This window comes from Streptomyces sp. NPDC002817, assembly GCF_053592055.1.
Map to the genome: position 1 here is coordinate 145,980 of NZ_JBSFUY010000021.1, position 20,792 is coordinate 166,771.

Annotated in this window: 18 protein-coding genes; 9 read left to right on the forward strand and 9 right to left on the reverse strand. The window is 71.8% G+C overall.

The window, feature by feature from the left end; genetic code table 11:
- Positions 1 to 33: 33 nt before the first annotated feature.
- Positions 34 to 1,236 (forward strand): MFS transporter, encoded by a 1,203-nt coding sequence (locus tag ACWD3I_RS32270; protein ID WP_365404921.1) that lies wholly within the window; start codon positions 34 to 36, stop codon positions 1,234 to 1,236.
- A 76-nt stretch (positions 1,237 to 1,312) separates the two neighbouring features.
- On the opposite strand, the gene ACWD3I_RS32275 is transcribed toward ACWD3I_RS32270, so the two are convergent.
- The gene (locus tag ACWD3I_RS32275; protein WP_365404918.1) at positions 1,313 to 2,542 is read right to left on the reverse strand and encodes a PP2C family protein-serine/threonine phosphatase; all 1,230 of its coding nucleotides are present in this window, start codon (positions 2,540 to 2,542) and stop codon (positions 1,313 to 1,315) included.
- Positions 2,543 to 2,679: 137 nt separating this feature from the next.
- Between ACWD3I_RS32275 and ACWD3I_RS32280 the strand changes: the two genes are divergently transcribed.
- The 4 genes from ACWD3I_RS32280 to ACWD3I_RS32295 all read left to right on the forward strand — a co-directional run bounded on the left by ACWD3I_RS32280 (position 2,680) and on the right by ACWD3I_RS32295 (position 10,287).
- On the forward strand, positions 2,680 to 3,786 hold the full coding sequence (locus ACWD3I_RS32280; protein WP_365404915.1) for a serine hydrolase domain-containing protein: 1,107 nt from the start codon (positions 2,680 to 2,682) through the stop codon (positions 3,784 to 3,786).
- Positions 3,787 to 4,134: 348 nt separating this feature from the next.
- The gene (locus tag ACWD3I_RS32285; RefSeq protein WP_365404912.1) at positions 4,135 to 6,594 is read left to right on the forward strand and encodes a SpoIIE family protein phosphatase; all 2,460 of its coding nucleotides are present in this window, start codon (positions 4,135 to 4,137) and stop codon (positions 6,592 to 6,594) included.
- 72 nt (positions 6,595 to 6,666) lie between these two features.
- Positions 6,667 to 9,345 (forward strand): SpoIIE family protein phosphatase, encoded by a 2,679-nt coding sequence (locus ACWD3I_RS32290; protein WP_365404909.1) that lies wholly within the window; start codon positions 6,667 to 6,669, stop codon positions 9,343 to 9,345.
- Between the two features lie 141 nt (positions 9,346 to 9,486).
- Positions 9,487 to 10,287 (forward strand): chitosanase, encoded by an 801-nt coding sequence (locus ACWD3I_RS32295; protein WP_365404944.1) that lies wholly within the window; start codon positions 9,487 to 9,489, stop codon positions 10,285 to 10,287.
- Between the two features lie 25 nt (positions 10,288 to 10,312).
- On the opposite strand, the gene ACWD3I_RS32300 is transcribed toward ACWD3I_RS32295, so the two are convergent.
- Positions 10,313 to 11,311, reverse strand: a complete 999-nt coding sequence (locus ACWD3I_RS32300) for a CU044_5270 family protein (protein ID WP_365404907.1) — start codon at positions 11,309 to 11,311, stop codon at positions 10,313 to 10,315.
- Complete coding sequence (locus tag ACWD3I_RS32305) at positions 11,304 to 11,957, reverse strand: RNA polymerase sigma factor (protein ID WP_365404904.1); 654 nt, start codon at positions 11,955 to 11,957, stop codon at positions 11,304 to 11,306. The genes ACWD3I_RS32300 and ACWD3I_RS32305 overlap by 8 nt, the downstream gene beginning before the upstream one ends.
- A 212-nt stretch (positions 11,958 to 12,169) precedes the next feature.
- Here ACWD3I_RS32305 and ACWD3I_RS32310 point away from each other — a divergent pair, with 212 nt between their 5' ends.
- Positions 12,170 to 13,534: an FAD-dependent oxidoreductase gene (locus ACWD3I_RS32310; RefSeq protein WP_365404902.1), complete on the forward strand. Its 1,365-nt coding sequence runs from the start codon at positions 12,170 to 12,172 to the stop codon at positions 13,532 to 13,534.
- 61 nt (positions 13,535 to 13,595) lie between these two features.
- Here ACWD3I_RS32310 and ACWD3I_RS32315 read toward each other — a convergent pair whose 3' ends face one another.
- Together ACWD3I_RS32315 and ACWD3I_RS32320 are read right to left on the reverse strand one after the other, a co-directional pair.
- Complete coding sequence (locus tag ACWD3I_RS32315; RefSeq protein WP_365404899.1) at positions 13,596 to 14,591, reverse strand: zinc-dependent alcohol dehydrogenase family protein; 996 nt, start codon at positions 14,589 to 14,591, stop codon at positions 13,596 to 13,598.
- Positions 14,592 to 14,660: 69 nt separating this feature from the next.
- On the reverse strand, positions 14,661 to 15,296 hold the full coding sequence (locus ACWD3I_RS32320) for a GNAT family N-acetyltransferase (protein ID WP_365404896.1): 636 nt from the start codon (positions 15,294 to 15,296) through the stop codon (positions 14,661 to 14,663).
- 71 nt (positions 15,297 to 15,367) lie between these two features.
- On the opposite strand from ACWD3I_RS32320, the gene ACWD3I_RS32325 reads away from it, so the two are divergent.
- On the forward strand, positions 15,368 to 16,333 hold the full coding sequence (locus ACWD3I_RS32325) for a DUF1152 domain-containing protein (RefSeq protein WP_365404893.1): 966 nt from the start codon (positions 15,368 to 15,370) through the stop codon (positions 16,331 to 16,333).
- Between the two features lie 94 nt (positions 16,334 to 16,427).
- Positions 16,428 to 16,922, forward strand: a complete 495-nt coding sequence (locus ACWD3I_RS32330) for a lamin tail domain-containing protein (protein WP_266884316.1) — start codon at positions 16,428 to 16,430, stop codon at positions 16,920 to 16,922.
- On the opposite strand, the gene ACWD3I_RS32335 is transcribed toward ACWD3I_RS32330, so the two are convergent.
- The 4 genes from ACWD3I_RS32335 to ACWD3I_RS32350 all read right to left on the reverse strand — a co-directional run bounded on the left by ACWD3I_RS32335 (position 16,906) and on the right by ACWD3I_RS32350 (position 19,812).
- The gene (locus tag ACWD3I_RS32335; RefSeq protein ID WP_365404888.1) at positions 16,906 to 17,910 is read right to left on the reverse strand and encodes a hypothetical protein; all 1,005 of its coding nucleotides are present in this window, start codon (positions 17,908 to 17,910) and stop codon (positions 16,906 to 16,908) included. The genes ACWD3I_RS32330 and ACWD3I_RS32335 overlap by 17 nt on opposite strands.
- Complete coding sequence (locus tag ACWD3I_RS32340) at positions 17,907 to 18,269, reverse strand: PadR family transcriptional regulator (protein ID WP_365404941.1); 363 nt, start codon at positions 18,267 to 18,269, stop codon at positions 17,907 to 17,909. Before ACWD3I_RS32340 ends, ACWD3I_RS32335 begins: the two co-directional genes overlap by 4 nt.
- Positions 18,270 to 18,352: 83 nt before the next feature.
- Positions 18,353 to 19,096, reverse strand: coding sequence for a dienelactone hydrolase family protein (locus ACWD3I_RS32345; RefSeq protein WP_365404885.1), 744 nt, complete (start codon positions 19,094 to 19,096; stop codon positions 18,353 to 18,355).
- Complete coding sequence (locus ACWD3I_RS32350) at positions 19,093 to 19,812, reverse strand: NADPH-dependent F420 reductase (protein ID WP_365404882.1); 720 nt, start codon at positions 19,810 to 19,812, stop codon at positions 19,093 to 19,095. Before ACWD3I_RS32350 ends, ACWD3I_RS32345 begins: the two co-directional genes overlap by 4 nt.
- Positions 19,813 to 19,920: 108 nt before the next feature.
- Between ACWD3I_RS32350 and ACWD3I_RS32355 the strand changes: the two genes are divergently transcribed.
- Positions 19,921 to 20,514 (forward strand): TetR family transcriptional regulator, encoded by a 594-nt coding sequence (locus tag ACWD3I_RS32355; protein ID WP_365404880.1) that lies wholly within the window; start codon positions 19,921 to 19,923, stop codon positions 20,512 to 20,514.
- Positions 20,515 to 20,792: the final 278 nt, after the last annotated feature.

Genomic DNA, 20,792 nt, shown 5'->3' on the forward strand with positions numbered 1-20,792 from the left:
GGATGTCCGTGGATCAGGGAGAGAGGCGGCGGCATGGGGCGGGCATTCGGATGGTTGTGGGCGGCGTACGGCGTCAGCGCACTCGGCACCGCGCTGGCCCTCCACGCCTTTCCGCTGATCGCGATCCTCGTACTGCACGCAGGTCCGGCCCAGGTGTCGGCGCTGGCAGCGGCGGGGCTCGCGGTCGGGGCGGTGGTGGCGGTGCCGCTCGGGCCGTGGGTGGAGTTCCGCCGCAAACGGCCGGTGATGATGGCCATGGATCTGGCCCGGTGCGCGCTGCTGCTGAGCGTCCCTGTCGCGTACGCCTTCGATCGACTGAGCTTTGCACAACTTCTGGTTGTGTCGGTGCTCGTCGCCGCGGCCGACATCACCTTCACCGCCGCGTCCGGCGCCTGCCTCAAGACCCTGGTGCCGCAGGAGGATCTGCTGACCGCCAACGGGCGGTTCGAGGCCACGATGTGGACCACCACCATGATCGGGCCACCGCTCGGCGGCGCGGCGATCGGGCTGCTCGGCCCCGTGGTGACCGTCGTCGCCGACGCCGTCAGCTATCTGCTCTCGGCGGTCGGGATCCGCGCCATGGGCGGGAAGAAGGAGACCCGCCCGCTACGGCCCGAGACGGGAAACCGGCTCAGGAGCCGTGACCTGCTCGACGGCTGGCGCTTCATCCTCACCGATCCGGTGCTGCGCCCGCTGTTCCTCAACGCCGTCCTCGTCAACGGGCTGATCATGGTGGCCGCTCCGCTGCTCTCCGTCCTCATGCTCGGCGGCCTCCATTTCGCACCCTGGCAGTACAGCCTCGCCTTCGCGGTGCCATGCGTCGGCGGACTGATCGGCGCACGTCTGTCCCGGCGGCTCGTCGCACGGTTCGGCCGGCACGAGGTGCTCGTCACCGCCGGAACCGTGCGGGTGTGCTGGCCGCTGGGGCTGGCCTTCGTCGGTCCCGGTGTGCCCGGACTCCTGCTGGTCATGGTCGTCGAACTCGGACTCATCACCTGCATCGGCGTCTTCAACCCGGTCCTGGCCACCTACCGGCTCGAACACACCCCGCCCGACCGTGTCGCCCGCACGCTCTCCGCCTGGTCCATCAGTGCCAAACTGACCATCGCCGTCCTGACCGCGCTCTGGGGCCTGCTGGCCACCCTCACCACCACCCGCACCGCCATCGCCGTGGCCGGACTCCTCCTCCTCGCCACGCCGCTCCTGCTCGGCAGGCGTGCGCTGCCGACGGCCTGACACGGCAGCGGATCACCTCCGGAGCGTACGGACGGCCGAGCGCGCGGTCCCGGCCCTCCCCGGAGGACCCTGCTCCTCACAGCCGTACGACGATCAGAGCCGTGTCGTCCGTGGCCCCCTCCGGCGGGAGGAGCTCCTGCAGAACCGCGTCCGCCAGCGTCTCCGGATCGGCGTCCCGGTGACGGGTGAGGGAGTCCGCCAGGCGCTCCAGACCGATCTCGATGTCCTCGCGGCGGCGTTCCACCAGGCCGTCGGTGTAGAGCACCAGGGTGGCGCCGTCGGCGAAGGCGGTCGTCGCCTGCGGTCGCGGCACCGGGTCGGGGCTGGCGTCCAGCGGCGGGTCGGTGGCCGCGTCGAGGAACTCGACCTTGCCGTCGGCGTGGACCAGGGCCGGCGGAGGATGCCCCGCACTGCTGTAGGTGACGGTGCGGGCGTCGAAGTCGATGAACGTGATGACCACCGTGGCGGACTCCGCGCCGGCCACCACGTGTGCGTAGCGGCCCAGGACGTCGAGGGCCTGCGCGGGGCCCTCGGCCACCCGTGAGGCGGCGCTCAGCGCGCTGCGCAGCTGACCCATCGCGCAGGCCGCCGCCAGTCCGTGGCCGACGACGTCACCGACCGCGACACCGATCCGGTCGCCGCCGACCAGGTCCACGAGGTCGTACCAGTCGCCGCACACGTTCAGCGCGCCGATCGCGGGCCGGTAGCGCACGGCCACCCGGTGGTCCCCCTTCAGCCGGGGTGTCGGCAGCATGGCCTCCTGGAGCGCCAGCGCGACCTCCCGCTCGCGGGCGTGGGCCTTTCTCAGACGCTCGTTGACCTCCTGCAACTCCCGGGCACGGATGTACAGTTCGGCCTCCAGCGCCCGGGCCCGGGTGCCGACGGGTCCACCGCGGTCGCGGATGAACTCGGTGACCTCCTCGACCCGGTGCACGAGGAGGGCGACCTCGCCGTCGGGGCCCAGCACGGGGGCGTTGACCGGGCTCCAGTAGTGCTCCTCCCAGCGCCCCGGCAGCTCCAGGGACCGGACGTCGTAGCGCTGCACGGCCATGGTGTCGCGCTCGCCGGTGGTCAGGACGCGCTGCAGGGAGGCGGCCAGATTGCGCATACCGGAGGCGCCCGGGTCCTCCGGGTTGTCCGGGAAGACGTCGAAGAGGTAGTGGCCGACCAGCTGCTCCCGGCTGCGGCCGGACATACGGACGAACTCCTCGTTGGCGTCCACGTACACCAGCTCGGGTGTCAGGACCGCCACCATGCCGGGCAGGGCCTGGAACACCGCTGCGTAGTCGATCCCCGTGTCCGCCATGGCACTGCCGCCTCACTGCCGATATTGCATCACTTTCCACGATATGAGTCTCGGGCGACCGGCGGGGGGTTCTTGCGGGCCGCGGGTGCCGGTAATTCGGTTGCCCCGGTCCTGTCCCCACGGGCTAGATTCCGCGCATGGCAGACATTCGGGGCTCGTACGACGATCTGTTCACCGCCGTGCCCAACGCGCTGGCCGGTTTTCTCGACGCCGGGGACGTGGGTGGTTCGGTCGCGGTCTTCGTGGGCGGTGAGCCCGTGGTGGACGTCTGGGGCGGCTTCGCGGACGCCGGCCGCACGGTGGCGTGGGAGCGGGACACCGTCACCAACGTCTGGTCGGTCACCAAGACGATGACGGCACTGTCCGCGCTGGTGCTGGCGGACCGGGGCGATCTCGACGTGGACGCGCCGGTCGCCCGGTACTGGCCGGAGTTCGCCGCGGCGGGCAAGGAGAAGGTGCTCGTACGGCATCTGCTCGCGCACACCGCGGGTCTGCCGGACTACGACGGGCCGGTGGCGGAGCTGTACGACTGGGCGGCGGTCACGGCCCGGCTGGCCGCGCTGGCGCCGCAGTGGGAGCCGGGGACCGCGGCCGGGTACCACTCGCTGACGCAGGGGTTCCTCGTCGGCGAGGTCATCCGCCGGATCACGGGCCGGACGCCGGGCGCGTTCTTCGCCGAGGAGGTGGCCGGGCCGCTCGGTGCCGACTTCCGGATGGGGCTGTCCGCCGAGCACGACCACCGCGTCGCGCTCGCCGTTCCGCCGCCCGGTCAGGACGAGGACTACGTCGCCGGGGCCGCGGGCCAGGACCCGACCCCCTCCGCGGCGACCGGGATCCGCCTCCGGGACGGCAACAGCACGTCCTGGCGCCGGGCCCAGATCCCCGCGGCAAGCGGCTTCGGCAACGCCCGCTCGGTCGCCCTCGTCCAGTCGGCGATGGCCTGCGCGGGCACGCTGAACGGAGTCAGGCTGCTGTCTCCGGCGGGCTGCGCACGGGCCTGGGAGGAGCAGTACAGCGGCGAGGACCGCATCCTGGGCATGCCGGTGAGCTGGGGCCTCGGCTACGGCCGCTTCGGCACCACCTACGGCTGGGGCGGCTGGGGCGGCTCACTCGTCATGATCGACCCGGACGCCCGTATGACGGTGGCCTACGTGACGAACCAGATGCGCGAGCCGGCGGCGGACCAGCGGGGCCTGGAACTGGTGATGGCGGCCTACGAGGGACTACAGGGGCTCGCCGGCTGAGCCCGGCGCCGGGGCGGGGTTGCCTGGCCGGGCCCTCGGCGCGGGGACGCAGGGCGCCCGCTCCTGATCAGACCCCACCCCCTGACCGGGCGCCCTTCCCCCGACCGGGTGCCCGGAGTCCGGCAAGGTGTCCCGCGCACGACGCGCGGCCGCCCAGGCCGTCCCGCCCGTAGGCCTGTCCCCGCGCCCCGCGCCCCGCGCCCGGGGCTTCGTACCGCCCGACCGTGCGGGGCACCGGACACCCCGCCCGACTTACGTCACATCTGTCCCACCCGGATGCGCCGCAGGCCCCTCGTGGCGCATTCTGGCTGTGTCGCCCGTGGGGCGGCGCAGGGACGAGGCAGGCCGATGACTGGGAGCGGCGAGGACGCGCACCGGACGCCGGGACGGCTGGCCGCGCTGCTGATCGACGCCTCGACGGAGGCGATCGGCGCGGGCGGTGGTCACGCCGGCGGCGTCTACCTGCGTTCGAGCACCCCAGGGATGCTGCGCCTCGCGGTGCTCGCCGGGCTCCCGGGACCGTTGTTCCGGCCGTGGTGGCGGCTGCACGCCGACCGTCCGTTCCCCGTCGCCGACGCCTACCGGCTCGGGGTCCAGGTCGTGCTGCCGAACGCCACGGAGACCATGCGCCGCTACCCCCAGTTCGCGGCCGGCCTGCCGTTCCAGTTCGGATCGCTGTACGTACCGGTCGTGGGGACGTCCACGACCTTCGGCGTGCTGACCGTGCTGCGCCCTTCCGCCGCGGACGCCACCGAGGTGCTGGCCGAGCGGGAGCGGGTGGAGCGGGTGGCGGAGGATCTGGCCCGCCGCCTGGAGGATCTGGGGGACACCGACCCGGTCGCCTGGGACGGTGAGCCGTTGTGCGTGCGGCCGCCGACCGCTCATGCGTCGGCGGGACGGCTCGGACGGTTCGCCTGGGATCCGGCGACCGGCGTGGTCACCGCGGACGCGCATCTGCATGCCCTGCTGGGCGTGGCCCCCACGGAGTTCGGCGGCACGGTCGAGGCGCTGGCCCGGGCCGTGGCCCCCGACGACGCCCAGCGTGTGCTCGCCGCGCTGCGGGAGGCCGCCGTGAGCACGCCGTCGCTGCCGCTGTATGTGCGGGCCGCGGACGGCGGGCTGAGGCTCATGGAGTTCTGGACCCCCGAGGCCTCCGCGGCCGCGTCCGGCGCACGGCCCGTCAGAGGCTTCGTCCTCGATCCCGGACCCGGTTCGGCGGCCGACGCCGCCGCCGACCTGCTGCCGGAAGGCGTGTTCTGCCTGGACCGGCTGGGGCTGGTCGCCTACGCGAATCCTCGCGCCGCACAGCTGCTGCACCGGCCGCGGGACGTGCTCCTGGGCCGCCCGCTGTGGGAGGGCGTGCCCTGGCTGGCCCAGCCGGACTTCGAGGACCATCTGCGCAGCGCCCTGCTGTCCCCCGAGCCGGTGCATCTGCATGTGCGGCGGCCGCCCGACGTGGACGACGCCTACGAGGGCGACTGGCTCGCGCTGTCGGTCTATCCCGGTCCGGACGTGCTGACCTGCACGGTTCAGCCGACGAGCCGGATGCCGGACTCGGCCGAGCCCTTCGAGGCCGCCAAGACGGGTACGTCGTCGCTGGCGCCGCTGTACCGTCCGATCGTGCTGGCCATCGCGCTGACCGAGGCGGTCACCGCCCGTCAGGTGTCCGCCGTGGTCATGAAGGAGCTGCTGCCCGTGTTCGGGGGTCGCCGGCTGGCGATCTACCTCCTCCAGGACCGGCATCTGTACCTGGCGTGGGAGTCCGGCTTCCCGCCGGGGTTCCTCGCCCCGTTCGACGGCGTGGGGCTCGACGAGCATCTGCCCGGCGTCGAGACGCTCACCACCGGCAAGCCCCTGTTCTTCGACTCGATGCAGCAACTCACCGACGCCTACCCGGGCATCCCGCTGGACGCGACGGAGGGCGCCCGCGCCTTCCTGCCGCTGATCGCCTCGGGGCGTCCGGTCGGCTCCTGCATCCTGGGCTTCGACCGCCCCCGCACCTTCACCGGCGAGGAACGCTCGGTCCTCACCGCGCTCGCCGGGCTCATCGCCCACGCCATGGACAAGGCACGGCGCTACGAGAGCGAGGCCGCCCTCGCCCGGGGTCTCCAACAGGCCCTGCTCCCCCGCCGTCTGACGGACCATCCGCTGGTGGAGACTGCGGGCCGCTATCTGCCCGGCACCCAGGGCATGGAGGTGGGCGGGGACTGGTACGACGTCGTCGAGGCGGGCGACGGTCTGGCCCTGGTCATCGGGGACGTCCAGGGCCACGGTGTGCAGGCCGCCGCGACGATGGGCCAACTGCGCAGCGCGGTGCGGGCGTTCGCGCTCGGCGACCGGCCGCCCGACGAGGTGATGAGCGGCACGAACCATCTCCTCATCGACCTCGACCCCGGTCAGTTCGCCAGCTGCTGCTACATCCGTCTGGACCCGGTCACCGGGCTCGCCCGGGTGGCCCGCGCGGGACACCCGCCGCCCCTGCTGCGCAACCCCGACGGCAGCACCCGCGTCCTCGACCTGCCCGGCGGCGTCGTGCTCGGTGTGGACCCGGACGCCCGTTACCCGGTCACGGAGTTGCGGATCGAGCCGGGCGCCGTCCTGGCGCTCTACACCGACGGCCTGGTCGAGCGGCCGGGCATCGACATCGACGACGGCATCAGCGCGCTGCGCGTGGCCCTCGCCCGGGCCGGAGCGCCCACGGCACGTCTGGCGGGTGTGGCCGACTGGCTCACCGCGGCAGCCCGGCAGGCCGTCGACCGGCCCGACGACATCGCGCTGTTGCTCGCCACGCGGAGGCGACAGCGGTGAGCCGCCGTGGCCGCTCCGTCACGTTGCGTGACGCCTCTCGCCTCAGGGGGCCGTGCAGTGTAGACATGGCACATGGCCCGACTCTCGCAGCGTGACGCAGGCCGGTCGCGGCGCGGGCGAGTCGCCGAAGCCCGGTCGGCGCTGGGTGGACGCAGCGTAGCCGGACAGGTGTTCGTATCGCAGGTCGTGATCGTGCTGCTGCTGGTCGTGGCCGCGGTCGTGGCGCTGGTGCTGCAGGTGCGGCACGACAGCACGACCGAGGCCCGCAACCGTTCGGTCGCCGTCGCCGAGGCGTTCGCCAACGCGCCGGGCACCCGCGAAGCCCTCGACGCCCCGGATCCCACAGCGGTACTGCAGCCGCGGGCCGAGGCGGCGCGCAAGGCGACCGGCGTGGACTTCATCGTGGTCCTGGACACCGACGGGACCCGCTACACACATCCCAAGCCGGACCGCATCGGGAAGAAGTTCGTCGGCACCCTGGCGCCCGCGCTGGCGGGGCAGGTCGTGACGGAGGAGATCGACGGGACCATCGGCCGGCTGGTGCAGGCCGTCGTACCGATCAAGGCGCCCGACGGGAAAGTCGTGGGCCTGGTGTCGGCCGGCATCACCACGGAGCACGTGGGCGGTACCGCGGACGAGCAGATGCCGCTCCTGCTGGGCGCCGCGGCGGGCGGCCTCGCCCTGGCCACGGCGGGCACGGCACTGGTCAGCAGGCGGTTGCGGCGCCAGACGCACGGTCTGGGACCGCACGAGATGACCAAGATGTACGAGCATCACGACGCCGTGCTGCACGCCGTGCGCGAGGGCGTGCTCATCGTGAGCGGCGAGGGCGTGCTGCTGCTCGCCAACGACGAGGCCGTGCGGCTGCTCCATCTGCCCGCCGACGCCGAGGGCCGGCACGTCCTCGAGCTCGGCCTTCCGGCGGACACCGCCGACCTGCTGGCCTCGGGTCGGGTCGCCACGGACGAGGTGCACCTGGTCGGCGACCGGCTGCTGGCCGTCAACCAGCGGCTCACGGACCTGGAGGGCGGCCCGGCCGGCAGCGTGGCGACGCTGCGCGACTCGACGGAACTGCGGGCCCTGTCCGGCCGGGCCGAGACGGCACGCGAGCGCCTGAACATGCTGTACGACGCCGGGGTGGGCATCGGCACCAGCCTGGACGTGACCCGGACCGCCGAGGAACTGGCCGAGCTGGCCGTGCCCCGGTTCGCGGACTTCGTCACCGTGGACCTGTTCGACGCCGTACTGAGCGGCGGGCAGCCGGATTCGGGCACCGATCTGCGCCGCACGGCGTTCAGCGGGATCCGCAAGGACGCGCCGCTCCACTCGGTGGGCGACCGGATGCGGCTGGTCGCGTCCTCGCCGCAGATCCGCGCGCTGCACTCCGGACAGGCGGTTCTCGAGACGCGCCTGGCCGAGTCCCCGGGCTGGCGGGCCCAGGATCTCGAACGCACCGCGCAGGTCCTGGAGTTCGGCATCCATTCACTGATCGCGGTGCCGCTGCGCGCGGGCGCCCTGGTCCTGGGTGTGGTCAACTTCTGGCGCTCGGAAAAGCCCGAGCCCTTCGACACCGACGAACTCGCCCTGGCGGAGGAGCTGGTGGCCCGGGCCGCGGTCTCCATCGACAACGCCCGCCGCTACACCCGCGAGCACACCATGGCGGTGACGCTGCAACGCAGCCTGCTGCCGCGCAACCTGCCCGAGCAGAACGCCCTCGACATCGCCTACCGCTACCTCCCCGCGCAGGCGGGTGTGGGCGGCGACTGGTTCGACGTCCTGCCGCTGTCCGGCGCGCGCGTGGCGCTGATCGTCGGGGACGTCGTCGGCCACGGACTGTACGCGGCGGCCACGATGGGCCGGCTGCGCACCGCGGTCCACAACTTCTCCGCCCTCGACCTCCCGCCCGACGAACTGCTGGTCCTGCTGGACGAACTGGTCGGCCGCATCGACCAGGACGAGACCCAGGACGGCGACAGCGCCCCGGTCACCGGAGCGACCTGTCTGTACGCCGTCTACGACCCGGTCTCCCGTCGGTGCACCCTCGCCCGCGCCGGACACCCGCCGCCCGCCCTGATCCACCCCGACGGCAGCGTGGAGTTCCCGGACGTGCCCGCCGGCCCTCCACTGGGTCTTGGCGGCCTGCCGTTCGAGACGGCCGACCTCGAACTGGCCGAGGGCAGCCGCCTCGTCCTCTACACGGACGGGCTGGTCGAGGACCGGGAGCGGGACATCGACGTAGGACTGGAACTCCTGCGGACCGCCCTGGAGCGGGCCGGTGACTCGCCGGAGGACACCTGCCGGACCGTGCTCGACTCCCGGCTCACCTCCCGCGCGGGCGACGACATCGCCCTGATCGTGGCACGCACCCGGGCGCTCGGCGCGGACCAGGTCGCCGAGTGGGACGTGCCGTCCGACCCGGTGGCCGTGGCACAGGTGCGCGCCGATGTCACCCGGCAGCTGTCCCGATGGGGGCTGGAGGAGCTGGAGTTCACCACCGAGCTGATCCTGAGCGAGCTGGTGACCAACGCGATCCGGTACGGCGGTGAGCCCATCCGCGTCCGGGTGCTGCGTGACCGCAGCCTGATCTGCGAGGTCTTCGACAGCAGCAGCACCTCGCCCCATCTGCGCTACGCGGCGATGACGGACGAGGGCGGCCGCGGCCTGTTCCTCGTCGCGCAGCTCGCCGAGCGCTGGGGCACGCGGTACACGCCCGAGGGCAAGGTCATCTGGGCGGAGCAGCCGCTGCCGTAACCGGCACACCTTGTTCATAGGTACGAACCTTTGACGCGACGGGTTCTCATTGTGCCGTGGCTCTGATAGTAAACCTTCCTATCAGTTCACGTACGGCCAACTCCCCACCCCCCACCTCCTTTTGGAGCCGCCGTGAAACACATGTCCCGCCGCGCCCTCCTCGGCCTGCTCGGCGCGTCCGCCGTCACCGTCCCCCTGCTCACCTCCGAGGCCGCCGCGGTCTGCACCACCGCGACCGGACTCGACGACCCGACGAAGAAGGAGATCGCCATGCAGCTGGTGTCGAGCGCGGAGAACTCCTCGCTCGACTGGAAGGCGCAGTACCAGTACATCGAGGACATCGGCGACGGCCGCGGCTACACCGCCGGCATCATCGGCTTCTGCTCCGGCACCGGCGACATGCTCGACCTCGTCGAGCTCTACGCCGACCGCCGCCCCGGCAACGTCCTCGCCCCCTACCTGCCGGCGCTCCGCCGGGTCGACGGCACGGACTCGCACGCCGGACTCGACCCGAACTTCCCCCGGGACTGGCGCCGGGCCGCCCAGGACCAGGCGTTCCGGCAGGCACAGAACGACGAGCGCGACCGCGTGTACTTCGACCCGGCGGTACGCCAGGGCAAGGCCGACGGGCTGCGCGTGCTGGGCCAGTTCGCCTACTACGACGCCATCGTGATGCACGGCGACGGCACCGACCCGACCAGCTTCCGCAACATCCGAAAGCGCGCCCTGAACCGGGCCAGGCCCCCGGCCCAGGGCGGCAACGAGGTCACCTACCTGCACGCCTTCCTGGACGCGCGGGTGTGGGCCATGAAGCAGGAGGAGGCCCACAGCGACACCAGCCGCGTCGACACGGCCCAACGGGTCTTCCTGCGCGCGGGCAACCTCGACCTGAACCCGCCGCTGGACTGGCAGGTCTACGGCGACAGTTACCACATCGGCTGATCGCCCCGGGGCACCGCGGTCCCGGCTACGGGCGTTGACCGATGCGGTCCACGACGTCCAACTCCTCCCGGGCACGCATCTCGTGGTACCTGTCGCGATGCTTGAACTTCCCGTCGACGACGTCCGCGGTGCTCCCCTTCAGGCGCAGCCCCAGGTACGTGTAGTCCGTCGCGTCGAAGATGAACGCGAAGTCGAACTTCGGGTAGGAGACGGCCACTCCCTTGCGGCCGAGGCCGTCCACCGCCTCGCGATCGATCCGGATGCCGGGGATCCGGGCGACCGCCTCGAACGTGGCCGCCTCCAGCCCGGGCGGCATGATCCGCGGGACCACGAAGAACTGGACGGCGTTGGCGAACGCCATGCCGTCGATGTCGTCCTGGCCCATCGGCGCCTCGTGGACCTTGTCCGATCCCGCCGACCCCTCCACCAACTTGTCGTCGGTGTCCAAGCCCATCCGCAGCCTGTCCAGGAGCCTGTCCGGGTCCGTCGGCCACTGCGCCAGCTCGGCGTACTCGGTCGGCGGCCACATCACCTCGTGCCTGCCGAGCGGCGGATCGCGGTGGATCTTGCCGTACTCCTGGCGCCTGGAGGGCTTGGAACCGTCCACGGACATCCAGCTCTCGTCCGTCCAGGTCCTGCGCTTCCCCCCCTTCACATAGGTCCGGGTGATGAACATCTTGGTGTACACGTACTGGTCGTCGCGCGGAATCGGCGTCCCGGCGCTGTCGGCACGGGATCGCGCCGCGGCCTTGTGCAACAGCTCGGCCGCGCTCATCGTCGCCATCCGCGAGGCATCCGCGCCACCGTCCCCGTCGTGCCGGGCGGCCACGACCACGCCACCGGCGACCGCCGCCGTGGCGGTCCCCACCACCGCGACCCTGAGCATCAGCCGCCGGGACAGCGCGCCCGGGCGACCGTCCCGGACGATGGCGCGCCGCAGCCGGGCGCGGGCGGCGAAACGGGCGTCGTCGGTGAGCGGGGCCACGTCGGCCTCGAACTCGCGCACCACAGTGAGGTCATCCACGATCGGTCTCCTCGTTCTCCTCGTGAAGGGCTGTGGGGTCCGCCCCGCCCAGTGCGTCGCGCAGCCTGGTCCGCGCCCGGTTGAGCCGTGAGCGCACCGTGCCCACGGGGATGCCGAGGGCCTCCGCGGCCTCGGCGTAGTCGAGATCGCCCCAGGCGATCACCAGCAGCACGTCCCGGTACCGTGCGGGCAACTTCGCGAGCGCACCCGCCAGTTGGGCGCGGGAGTGCTCGGCGCCGACCCTCGCCACGACCCGGTCGGCCAGTGCCTCGCCGCCGTCACCGGTCCCCGTCGAGGCGACGCGCGAGAACGCCCTCAACCGCCGCGCCTCGGCGCGCCGGTGCTGGCCGACGAGGTTGGTGACGATCCCGTAGAGCCACGGGCGGGCCTGCGGCCGCGACAGGTCGTAGCGGTGGCGCTGCTGGAACGCGATGACGAAGGTCTCTGCCATCAGGTCGTCGGCCGCCTCGGCGCCGAGCCGTCGGGCCGCGTAGCGGTGGATGTCGTCGGCGTATCGGTGGAAGAGGATCTCGAAGGCATCGGGCTCCTCCCGCGACCGCTCGACGACCGAGGCGTCGGACTCGACGCCGTCGCGGGGAACGACATCGGGAAGGTCTTCGACGCTCGGATCGCCTGTCGATTGCATGCGGTTCCCTCGAAGTCATGGGCATGGTCGACTGCTGTTGGCCGATGCCCGCGATCGGGTTCCCGTCCTGCGTGAGAGAGTGCTCGCACAGCCCGTCGAGGTCATAAAGTAGCCTTATGAGCTCATAGATCGGACCCGCGTACCAGCTTAGGCTTGCCTTAGTTTAGGCTTCCCGACGAGATCGCTTGTCGCCACTCGAAGGGAACCTGATCATGCCCCGCCCCCTGCGGGTAGCCATCGTCGGCGCCGGCCCGGCCGGCATCTACGCCGCCGACGCTCTGCTCAAGTCCGACGTGGCCACCGAGCTCGGTGTGTCCATCGACATCTTCGAGCGGATGCCCGCCCCGTTCGGGCTGATCCGGTACGGCGTCGCGCCCGACCACCCCCGCATCAAGGGCATCATCAAGGCCCTCCACCAGGTCCTCGACAAGCCGCAGGTCCGTCTCTTCGGCAACGTGGACTACGGCACCGACCTCCACCTGGACGACCTGCGCGCGTTCTACGACGGCGTGATCTTCTCGACCGGCGCCATGGCGGACCGCGAGCTGAAGATCCCCGGTGTCGAGCTCGACGGCTCCTACGGTGCCGCCGACTTCGCCTCCTGGTACGACGGCCACCCGGACGTGCCGCGCACCTGGCCGCTGGAGGCCGAGAAGGTCGCCGTCCTGGGCGTGGGCAACGTGGCGCTCGACATCTCCCGCATCCTCGCGAAGACGGCGGACGAGCTGCTGCCGACCGAGATCCCGCCGAACGTCTACGAGGGCCTCAAGGCGAACAAGGCCGTCGAGATCCACGTCTTCGGCCGCCGCGGCCCGGCGCAGGCGAAGTTCAGCCTGATGGAGCTGCGCGAGCTGGACCACTCCCCCAACATCGAGGTCATCGTCAACCCCGAGGACATCGACTACGACGAGGGCTCGATCGCCGAGCGGCGGGGCAACAAGCAGGTCGACATGGTCGCCAAGACCCTGGAGAACTGGGCCATCCGCGACATCGGCGACCGCCCGCACAAGCTCTTCCTGCACTTCTTCGAGTCTCCGACGGAGATACTCGGCGAGGACGGCCAGGTCGTCGGTCTGCGCACCGAGCGCACCGAGCTGGACGGCACCGGCAACGTCAAGGGCACCGGACAGTTCACCGACTGGGACGTCAACGCGGTCTACCGCGCAGTCGGTTACCTCTCCGACAAGCTCCCCAAGCTGCCCTGGGACATCGGCTCGGGCACCGTCCCGGACGAGGGCGGCCGCGTGATCCAGGAGAGCGGCGCGCACCTTCAGTCCGTGTACGTCACCGGCTGGATCCGGCGCGGTCCGGTGGGCCTCATCGGCCACACCAAGGGCGACGCCAACGAGACCGTGGCGAACCTGCTGGACGACTTCTCCAACAGCCGTCTGCAGACGCCGACCTCCCCCGAGCCGGAGGCCGTGGAGGCGTTCCTCGCCGAGCGCGAGCTCCGCGTCACCTCCTGGGAGGGCTGGTACAAGCTGGACGCCGCCGAGAAGGCGCTGGGCGAGCCGCAGGGCCGCGAGCGCGTGAAGCTCGTCGAGCGTGAGGACATGCTCAGGGCGAGCGGCGCGTAAGCGAGTTGTTCCGTACGACGGGACGGGGCCGGGGGTTCGCTCCCCGGCCCCGTCCCGTGTTTCAGTGCTCGACGGTGACGACGATCTTCCCGACCTGCGAGCCCGCCTCCATGTACCGGTGCGCCTCGGCGATCTCCTCCAGGGCGAAGACGCGATCCACGACGGGTACGAAGACACCCGTGCTCAGACCGGCGGTGACGAACGCCTCGGCGCGACGCAGCCGTTCGGGGTCCCGCGTCGTCTCGGGGAGGGTGTAGGTGCGCATGTTCAGCGCGGGCATGCCGAGGTCGAACCCGGGGTACGGCGTGGGCAGGCCGCTCAGCGCCCCGTACAGGAACAGCGTGCCGCCGGGGGCGACCACCCGGGCCAGGTCCACCACGCCCGGACCGGCGACGGCGTCGAAGACGAATTCCGCGCCGCGCCCCGCCGTCAGCTCCAGAACCCGGCCGACGACGTCCTCCTCTCCGGTCACGATCACCTCGGCCGCGCCCGCCTTCAGCAGCGCCTCCCTCTTGGCACGGGTGCGGGTGGTGGCGACGGGGACCGCGCCGACGCTGCGGGCGACCTGGATGGCGGCCAGGCCCACACTGCTGGACGCGGCCGTCAGGACGACGGTGTCCCCGGCCCGCATCCCGCCGACCTCGACCAGCGCACCGTAGGCCGTCATGTAGGGCATCCACACCGCGGCTCCGGCGATGGCGTCGAGCCCGTCGGGGCGGCGGAGCACCGCCCTGGCGGGGACGACGGCGCGCTCGGCGTAGACCCCGTGGTCGTTCATGGAGAACGCCGGCACCACGCTGACCTGTTGGCCGATCGCGAACCCCGTCACGTCCGCGCCGACCGCCTCGACGATGCCCGCGGCCTCGATGCCGAGCCGGGCGGGGAGTCGGGCGGGTTCGATGTACCGGCCGCTGCGGAACAGCACTTCGGCCCGGTTGAGACCGATGGCGTCCACGCGGATCAGCAGCTCGCCGGCGCCGGGTTCGCCGACCGGCACGTCCTCCAGCCGCAGTACCTCGGGCCCGCCGAGCTCATGGAACCGCACGGTCCTGGTCATGACGCATCCCCCTGAAGCCTGAAGTTCGATGAATATCGTAGTTCGACAATCACCGTACTTCAATGTCCCCTAGGGACGGTCGAGTTCCCCCGTCGCGCGGCCGAGGCAGGCGACCGGGCCACTGAGGCCCGGGACGTCGATCTCATGGAAGCCGACGCGGTCATAGAAGGCGCGGGCCGGGACGTTGGCCGTCGCCATCACCAGATGCACGGCCGGCACCCCGCGGTCCCGCAGGGCCCGCAGGAAGGTCCGCATCAGCTCTCGGCCGTGACCGCGGCCCTGCCACTCGGGGAGCAGGTCGATGTGCAAGTGGGCCGGGTAGGCGGCGAGTTCGGGGACGACCATGCGCTCGGGATGGTGCAGCAGCGGGATCATCACCTCGTCGGGGCCGGCGGGCGGGCCGCTGGGTTCCGGGTAGCGGTCGGCGACCAGAGGGAGCCACTTCTCGCGGAAGTCGTCGGCGAAGCGGGACGTGTCGGCGGTGCCGAGGATGTAGCCGACGGCCTGCCCCCGCCCGTCGTCCAGCACGAACACGAGGTCCGGTTCCAGTTCCGCGTAGGGAGTCGCGAAGATGACCGGAAGGATTCCGGGGTCCGCGTACACGGGGCGGCTGTCCAGGCCGTTGTGTGCGGTGCGGATGCAGATGTCCTCGAGGGCGGCTCGGTCCTCGGGACGGTACGAGCGGATCACGGCTGACGAAGTCATCGCAGTATCCTGCATAGTTGGGAGCGCTCCCACAACCCCATGGACGGAAGATCACCTGTTAGCGTCCTGCAGTGTTCTCCCTCCATGAACCTGCTCTCTTCACCCGTCTCCGTGCCGCGCGCCGGGTGCTCGTCGCCGGTGCCGGCGGCGGTTTCGACATCTATGCCGGTCTCCCGCTGGCCCTCGCGCTGAGGTCGGCCGGGAAGGAAGTACATCTGGCCAATCTGTCGTTCGCGGATCTGTACGGCCTCGACGCGGACGTGTGGCTGGACAGGGACGTCGCGGCCGTACGCCCCGACACCGCCGCCCGCGGCGACTACTTCCCCGAGCGCTCCCTCGCCCAGTGGCTGGATCGCCAGGGCCTGCCCGCGACGGTGTACGCCTTCCCGCGCTCCGGCGTACAGCCGTTGCGGGCCGCCTATCGCACTCTCCTCGACCACCTGGGCCCGGTGGACGCGATCGTGCTGGTGGACGGCGGGACCGACATCCTGTTGCGGGGCGACGAGCACGGGCTCGGCACCCCGGAGGAGGACATGGCGAGCCTGGCCGCGGTGGCGGGGCTGGAGGAGATACCCGAACGGCTGGTGGCGTGCCTCGGGTTCGGGGTGGACTCCTACCACGGCGTCAACCACAGCCTGGTCCTGGAGAACCTGGCCGCACTGGACCGCGAGGGCGGCTACCTCGGCGCGTTCTCGCTGCCGCACGAGAGCCGCGAAGGCGCCCTCTACCTCGACGCGGTGGCCCATGCGCAGGAGTGCACCCCGGAGTATCCGAGCATCGTCAACGGCTCCGTCGCCGCGGCCGTGCGCGGCGAGTTCGGAGACGTCCGCTTCACCGAACGAACCCGCAACAGCGAGCTGTTCATCAATCCGCTCATGGCCCTGTACTTCTGTGTGGACGCCCCCGCCCTCGCCCGCCGCAACCTCTACCTCGACCGGCTCGAGAACACCGCGCTGATGCGCCAGATCAGTTCCGTCATCGCGGAGTTCCGTGACGAACTGCCACGGCAGCGGCCGCCGCGCGCGTATCCGCACTGAAGGTCACGTTTCGGGGAATCCGCCGTGATCGCACAGCAAGGCTGTATACGCTCCAGGCTCTTCTTCACTGAACGTTCACAAGGGGGGCCTTGTCATGCGTATACGCCTTGCCGCCACAACCGCCGCTGCCGCGGGCACACTGCTCGCGCTGACGGCCGTACCGGCCCAGGCCGCCGAGTACACGTCCGCGCTGAAGATCCGCGGCGTCCAGTACGACGCGCCCGGCAGCGACTCCAACAACTGCTCCACGGGGAACACCGACGAGGAGTATCTGACCGTCAAGAACTACTCGTCGACCAAGACCGTGAACCTGAAGGGCTACGTCGTCGAGGACGCGGTCGGCAACTTCTTCGAGTTCACCGCGAACCACTACCTGCAGCCCGGTGACTATGTGAAGCTCCGCGGCGGCAACGGCGGCGACTCCGACGCCAAGAACGTCGTCTACCGCGACAACTGCAACTTCATCTGGAACAACGACAAGGACACGATCTACCTCTACAAGCCGTCCGGCAGCCGGGCCGACGTGCACTCCTACACCAAGAGCGGCTCCGACCCGGACCGGAACGGTTACATCAAGTTCCACAGCTGAGGTCGCGCCTGGCCACCACCCCCAGCACCACGACCAGCAGGGTGAGTGCGGCCGCCTGGGCGACCGCGCCGACGAGGAACACGGCGGGCAGGGGGAAGCCGAGCCACGGAAACAGTGCCGCCACCCGCACCACGAGGATCAGCAGGCCCAGTACGGCCAGGGCCAGGGCACTGCTTCCGGCGCCCGGTGCCGCCCGGCGGGTACCCAGCAGCAGCCAGCCCAGGACGGCGAGCACGAAGCACGTCGCGGGCGCCCAGGCGATGTCGGCCATGGCGGGCAGGACGGCGACCGAGGCGCCCGTGACGACGCAGCAGGCCAGGAAGGCGAGGCCGGGGGCATCGCCGGGCAGTGCGGCCTGCGGGGCGTCTCGGTGGTACGCGGCGCACACGGCGAGGGCCGGCAGCCAGGCGAACAGCGCGTTGGCGGTGGCGAACCACGGGTCGGACGCCGACCAGTCGGTCACCAGCGGCGCGATCAGCGGCCACAGCGAGGGCAGCGCGGCCAGCAGAACGGCGGCCCGGGCGAGGCGCCGGCGGTCGTGGACGAGGGCGAAGAACCCGACCGTCCACAGCAACGGCAGCACCCAGCCGGCGACGGTGACGACGGTGTCCATCCGGCCGCCACCGGCGAAGCCCGTCAGGAACATGTCCCATTCACGCGCGCCGCGAGTGGCCGACCAGGTCACCCGCAGGATCTCGTCGGAGACGACGGCGGCCGCCTGGAGCAGTACGGCGTACAGCGCGAAGTGCCGGACGGCCGAGCCGAACAGGGCGTAGCGCCGGGGTGCGCCGACGGTGGCCAGCCTGCTGCGCACCGCGAGCGCGGCGATGCTGGCCACCTCCCCGAGCGTGGGCCTGCTCTGGTCCTGGGTGTCGCGGTCGACGTCCCACAGATAGACCTCGACCATCTCCTCCTCCCGCTCCCTGCGGTAGTAGGCGGGGAGCAGGCGCAGCACGGTGCGGTAGCGCGCTTCGAGCAGGGTCGTCATGCGAGGCCTCCCGCGAGTCCCGGTCCGGTGACGGGCGGGGTGCCGGTGGCCTTGCGGCCGTCGGCGATCCGCTTCTTGGCGGCGCTGGCGCCCGCGGCCATCCGCTCCGCCTCGGCGTCGAGGGCCCGCATGCCCTCGTCGGTGAGGCGGTAGTAGCGCCGGAGCCGGCCGTCGTGGACCTCCTCGCGGTCCAGCACGATCAGAGCGTCCGCGGTGAGCCGGTCCAGCACGCCGTACAGCGTGCCGACCCGCATCTGCACCGCCCCGGCGGAGAGTTCCTCGACCTCGCGCAGGATGCCGTAACCGTGCCGCGGCTCGTCCGCCAGGGCGGTGAGGACGAAGAACGCCGCCTGTGTCATGTTCCTCGATGCCATGGAACAGAATATATCGGCTACCGATATATTCTGCGAGGGCAACACGCCCTGCCGGCTGAGACCCGGGGTCAGAGCGTGCGGCCCAGGAGCTCCAGCAGTGCCGCCCAATGGCGGTCCGTCGCCTCGGCGCTGTACATCGCCGTGTCGGCCTGGGTGAAGCCGTGGTGGGCTCCGGAGTAGACCTCGGCGCGGTGGCGGACGCCTGCCGCGGCGAGGGCCTTGTCGAGGCGGGCCATCTGGTCGGCCGGGTTGGTGGAGTCCTGGTCGGCGTGGCCGAAGTAGAGCTCGGCGGTGATGCGGTCGGCGAGGAGGTGCGGGCTGTCCGGGGCGTCGGTGGCGAGGAACGCGCCGTGGAAGCCGGCCGCCGCGGCGACGCGGTCGGGATGGGTGCCGGCGGTGCGCAGGGCGAGCCCCGCACCCATGCAGTAGCCGGTGACGCCCGCCTTGCCGTCGGTGGCCAGCGGGGACTCGGCCAGCCAGTCGAGATAGACGGCCGCGTCCCGCATGGCCCCCTCGGGGGTCAGGCTCAGGGCGGCCGGGCGGAGGCTCGCGATGATCTCCGGGCGTTCCGCCGGGTCGATGAAGTCGGGCAGCTCCACCAGGGGTGCCCGGCCGGAGCGGTAGAAGACGTTGGGGACGAGGACGGTGTAGCCCGCCGAGGCGAGCCGGTCCGCCATGCCCTTGAGATGCGGGCGCAGTCCGAAGGCGTCCATGTACAGCAGGACGGCGGGGTGCGGGGCGCCGTCGTCCGGGTGGGCGAGATAGGCGTCGGCGGTGCCGTCCTGCGTGGGAATGTCGATCACCGTGCTCATGCGGCGGCGCTCCCGGACTCGACCAGTTCCTTCACCCGGGCGGCCGGAACCGCCGCCCCGGGGCTCGCGAGGAACCACCGCTGCGCCGCCTCCGGACTCAGCCCCTCGGGCCGCTCCCCCGCGTACGGCTGGACGTACGCCGGGGCGCCGGGCTTGATCCGTCCGCTGTCGGCGAGGCCGCCGATGTCCACCGTGTCGTAGCCGAGCGTGTCGAGGAGCGCGACCACCTCGGCCTTGGCCCCGGCATGGTCACCGGCGACGGGCAGGGCGCTGCGGTCGGAGGCGCCGGCGGGACGGGCGAGGGTGACCAGGTGGTGGAAGTCGATGGTGGAGAAGGCCTTCACCACCCGGGCGCCGGGCAGGTGCCGCTGCACCAGCACGCTGGAGGCCGCCTCGCCGGAGTCCAGCTCCGAGATGGCCCCATCGCGCTGCGGGAGGTAGTTCATCGCGTCGATGACGATCCGGTCCGCGAGGGCGTCGGCCGGGAGCTGTTCGTAGGCCTTCAGCGGCAGGGCGGCGACCACCAGGTCCGCGGCGCGGGCGGCCTCGACGGGCGTCGCCGCGCGGGCCCGACCGCCGAGTTCGGCGACGAGGCCGGCGAGGGTCTCGGGGCCGCGGGAGTTGCTCAGGACGACGTCCAGTCCGGCGGCCACGGCGATCCGGGCGATGGCGCCGCCGATCATTCCGCTGCCGATGAGTCCGAGGGTCTGGGGCACGGGGTCACGCCTCCACGGTTCTTGATTTCCAATGTGAAACTGAGTGTCACGTTAGCCATCGCGTTTCTCTCTTGCAAGTGAGAGTCGGAGTGGCGGTACGATCACGGGGTGACCGGAGCAGCGCGTACGAACACCAGAGACATCGCCCGGGCCGCCGTACGGGCCGAACTGGCCCAGGTGGCCTTCGAGTTGTTCCGTCGCGAGGGGTTCGACAAGGTCACTCTCGACGACCTGGCGGCGGCCGCCGGGGTGTCGCGCAGCACCGTCCTGCGCTACTTCGGCACCAAGGAGGACGCCGTCCTGGGCGCCTTCGAGGGCCACGACCGACGGGTCGCCGACGCCCTGCGCGCCCGGCCCGCGGACGAGGACGAGTGGACGGCGCTGCGGGGTGCGATGGACACCGTCATCGAGCGGTATCGCGAGGACCCTGAGGGCTCGCTGGCGACGACCCGGCTGGTCCGGGAGACCCCGGCCCTGTGCGCCCGGCATCTGGAGAAGCAGCACAGCTGGCGGCCCGCGCTGGTCGAGGCGCTGGCCGAGCGGTCGGGCGGCGAGGGCCACCCGGCACTGGGCCAGACGGTGCGGGCGGCCGCCGCGATCGACTGTCTCCAGGTCGCCCTCGACCACTGGACGGCCTCCGACGGCCGGCTCGACCTGGTCACCCTGCTCGACGAGGCCTTCGCCGCGCTCGCACCACGCTGAACCGCGGCCCGCAGCCGGGCCGATCGACGGGCACCGGACCGACGCCACCGACGCCCGGCACCGACCGGCCTCACGCACCGGTCGGCACCCACCCGCCGTCACTGCCAGTCGGCACCCGACCGGCGTCACCGGCCCCGGCACCGACCCGGCCTCACACCGGCCAACCCCCACCCGCCGTCACCACCGGTCGGCACCCACCCGCCGTCACTGCCAGTCGGCACCCGACCGGCGTCACCGGCCCCGGCACCGACCCGGCCTCACACCGGCCAACCCCCACC

What these genes read in the sequence shown, in the direction of transcription:
- ACWD3I_RS32295 (WP_365404944.1), top strand. Translation starts at nt 9,487, where the DNA reads ATGTCCCGCCGCGCCCTCCTCGGCCTGCTCGGCGCGTCCGCCGTCACC.
- ACWD3I_RS32280 (WP_365404915.1), top strand. Translation starts at nt 2,680, where the DNA reads ATGGCAGACATTCGGGGCTCGTACGACGATCTGTTCACCGCCGTGCCC.
- ACWD3I_RS32275 (WP_365404918.1), bottom strand. Translation starts at nt 2,542, where the DNA reads ATGGCGGACACGGGGATCGACTACGCAGCGGTGTTCCAGGCCCTGCCC.
- ACWD3I_RS32285 (WP_365404912.1), top strand. Translation starts at nt 4,135, where the DNA reads ATGACTGGGAGCGGCGAGGACGCGCACCGGACGCCGGGACGGCTGGCC.
- ACWD3I_RS32290 (WP_365404909.1), top strand. Translation starts at nt 6,667, where the DNA reads ATGGCCCGACTCTCGCAGCGTGACGCAGGCCGGTCGCGGCGCGGGCGA.
- ACWD3I_RS32345 (WP_365404885.1), bottom strand. Translation starts at nt 19,096, where the DNA reads ATGAGCACGGTGATCGACATTCCCACGCAGGACGGCACCGCCGACGCC.
- ACWD3I_RS32315 (WP_365404899.1), bottom strand. Translation starts at nt 14,591, where the DNA reads ATGACCAGGACCGTGCGGTTCCATGAGCTCGGCGGGCCCGAGGTACTG.
- ACWD3I_RS32320 (WP_365404896.1), bottom strand. Translation starts at nt 15,296, where the DNA reads ATGACTTCGTCAGCCGTGATCCGCTCGTACCGTCCCGAGGACCGAGCC.
- ACWD3I_RS32340 (WP_365404941.1), bottom strand. Translation starts at nt 18,269, where the DNA reads ATGACACAGGCGGCGTTCTTCGTCCTCACCGCCCTGGCGGACGAGCCG.
- ACWD3I_RS32335 (WP_365404888.1), bottom strand. Translation starts at nt 17,910, where the DNA reads ATGACGACCCTGCTCGAAGCGCGCTACCGCACCGTGCTGCGCCTGCTC.
- ACWD3I_RS32310 (WP_365404902.1), top strand. Translation starts at nt 12,170, where the DNA reads ATGCCCCGCCCCCTGCGGGTAGCCATCGTCGGCGCCGGCCCGGCCGGC.
- ACWD3I_RS32270 (WP_365404921.1), top strand. Translation starts at nt 34, where the DNA reads ATGGGGCGGGCATTCGGATGGTTGTGGGCGGCGTACGGCGTCAGCGCA.
- ACWD3I_RS32330 (WP_266884316.1), top strand. Translation starts at nt 16,428, where the DNA reads ATGCGTATACGCCTTGCCGCCACAACCGCCGCTGCCGCGGGCACACTG.
- ACWD3I_RS32305 (WP_365404904.1), bottom strand. Translation starts at nt 11,957, where the DNA reads ATGCAATCGACAGGCGATCCGAGCGTCGAAGACCTTCCCGATGTCGTT.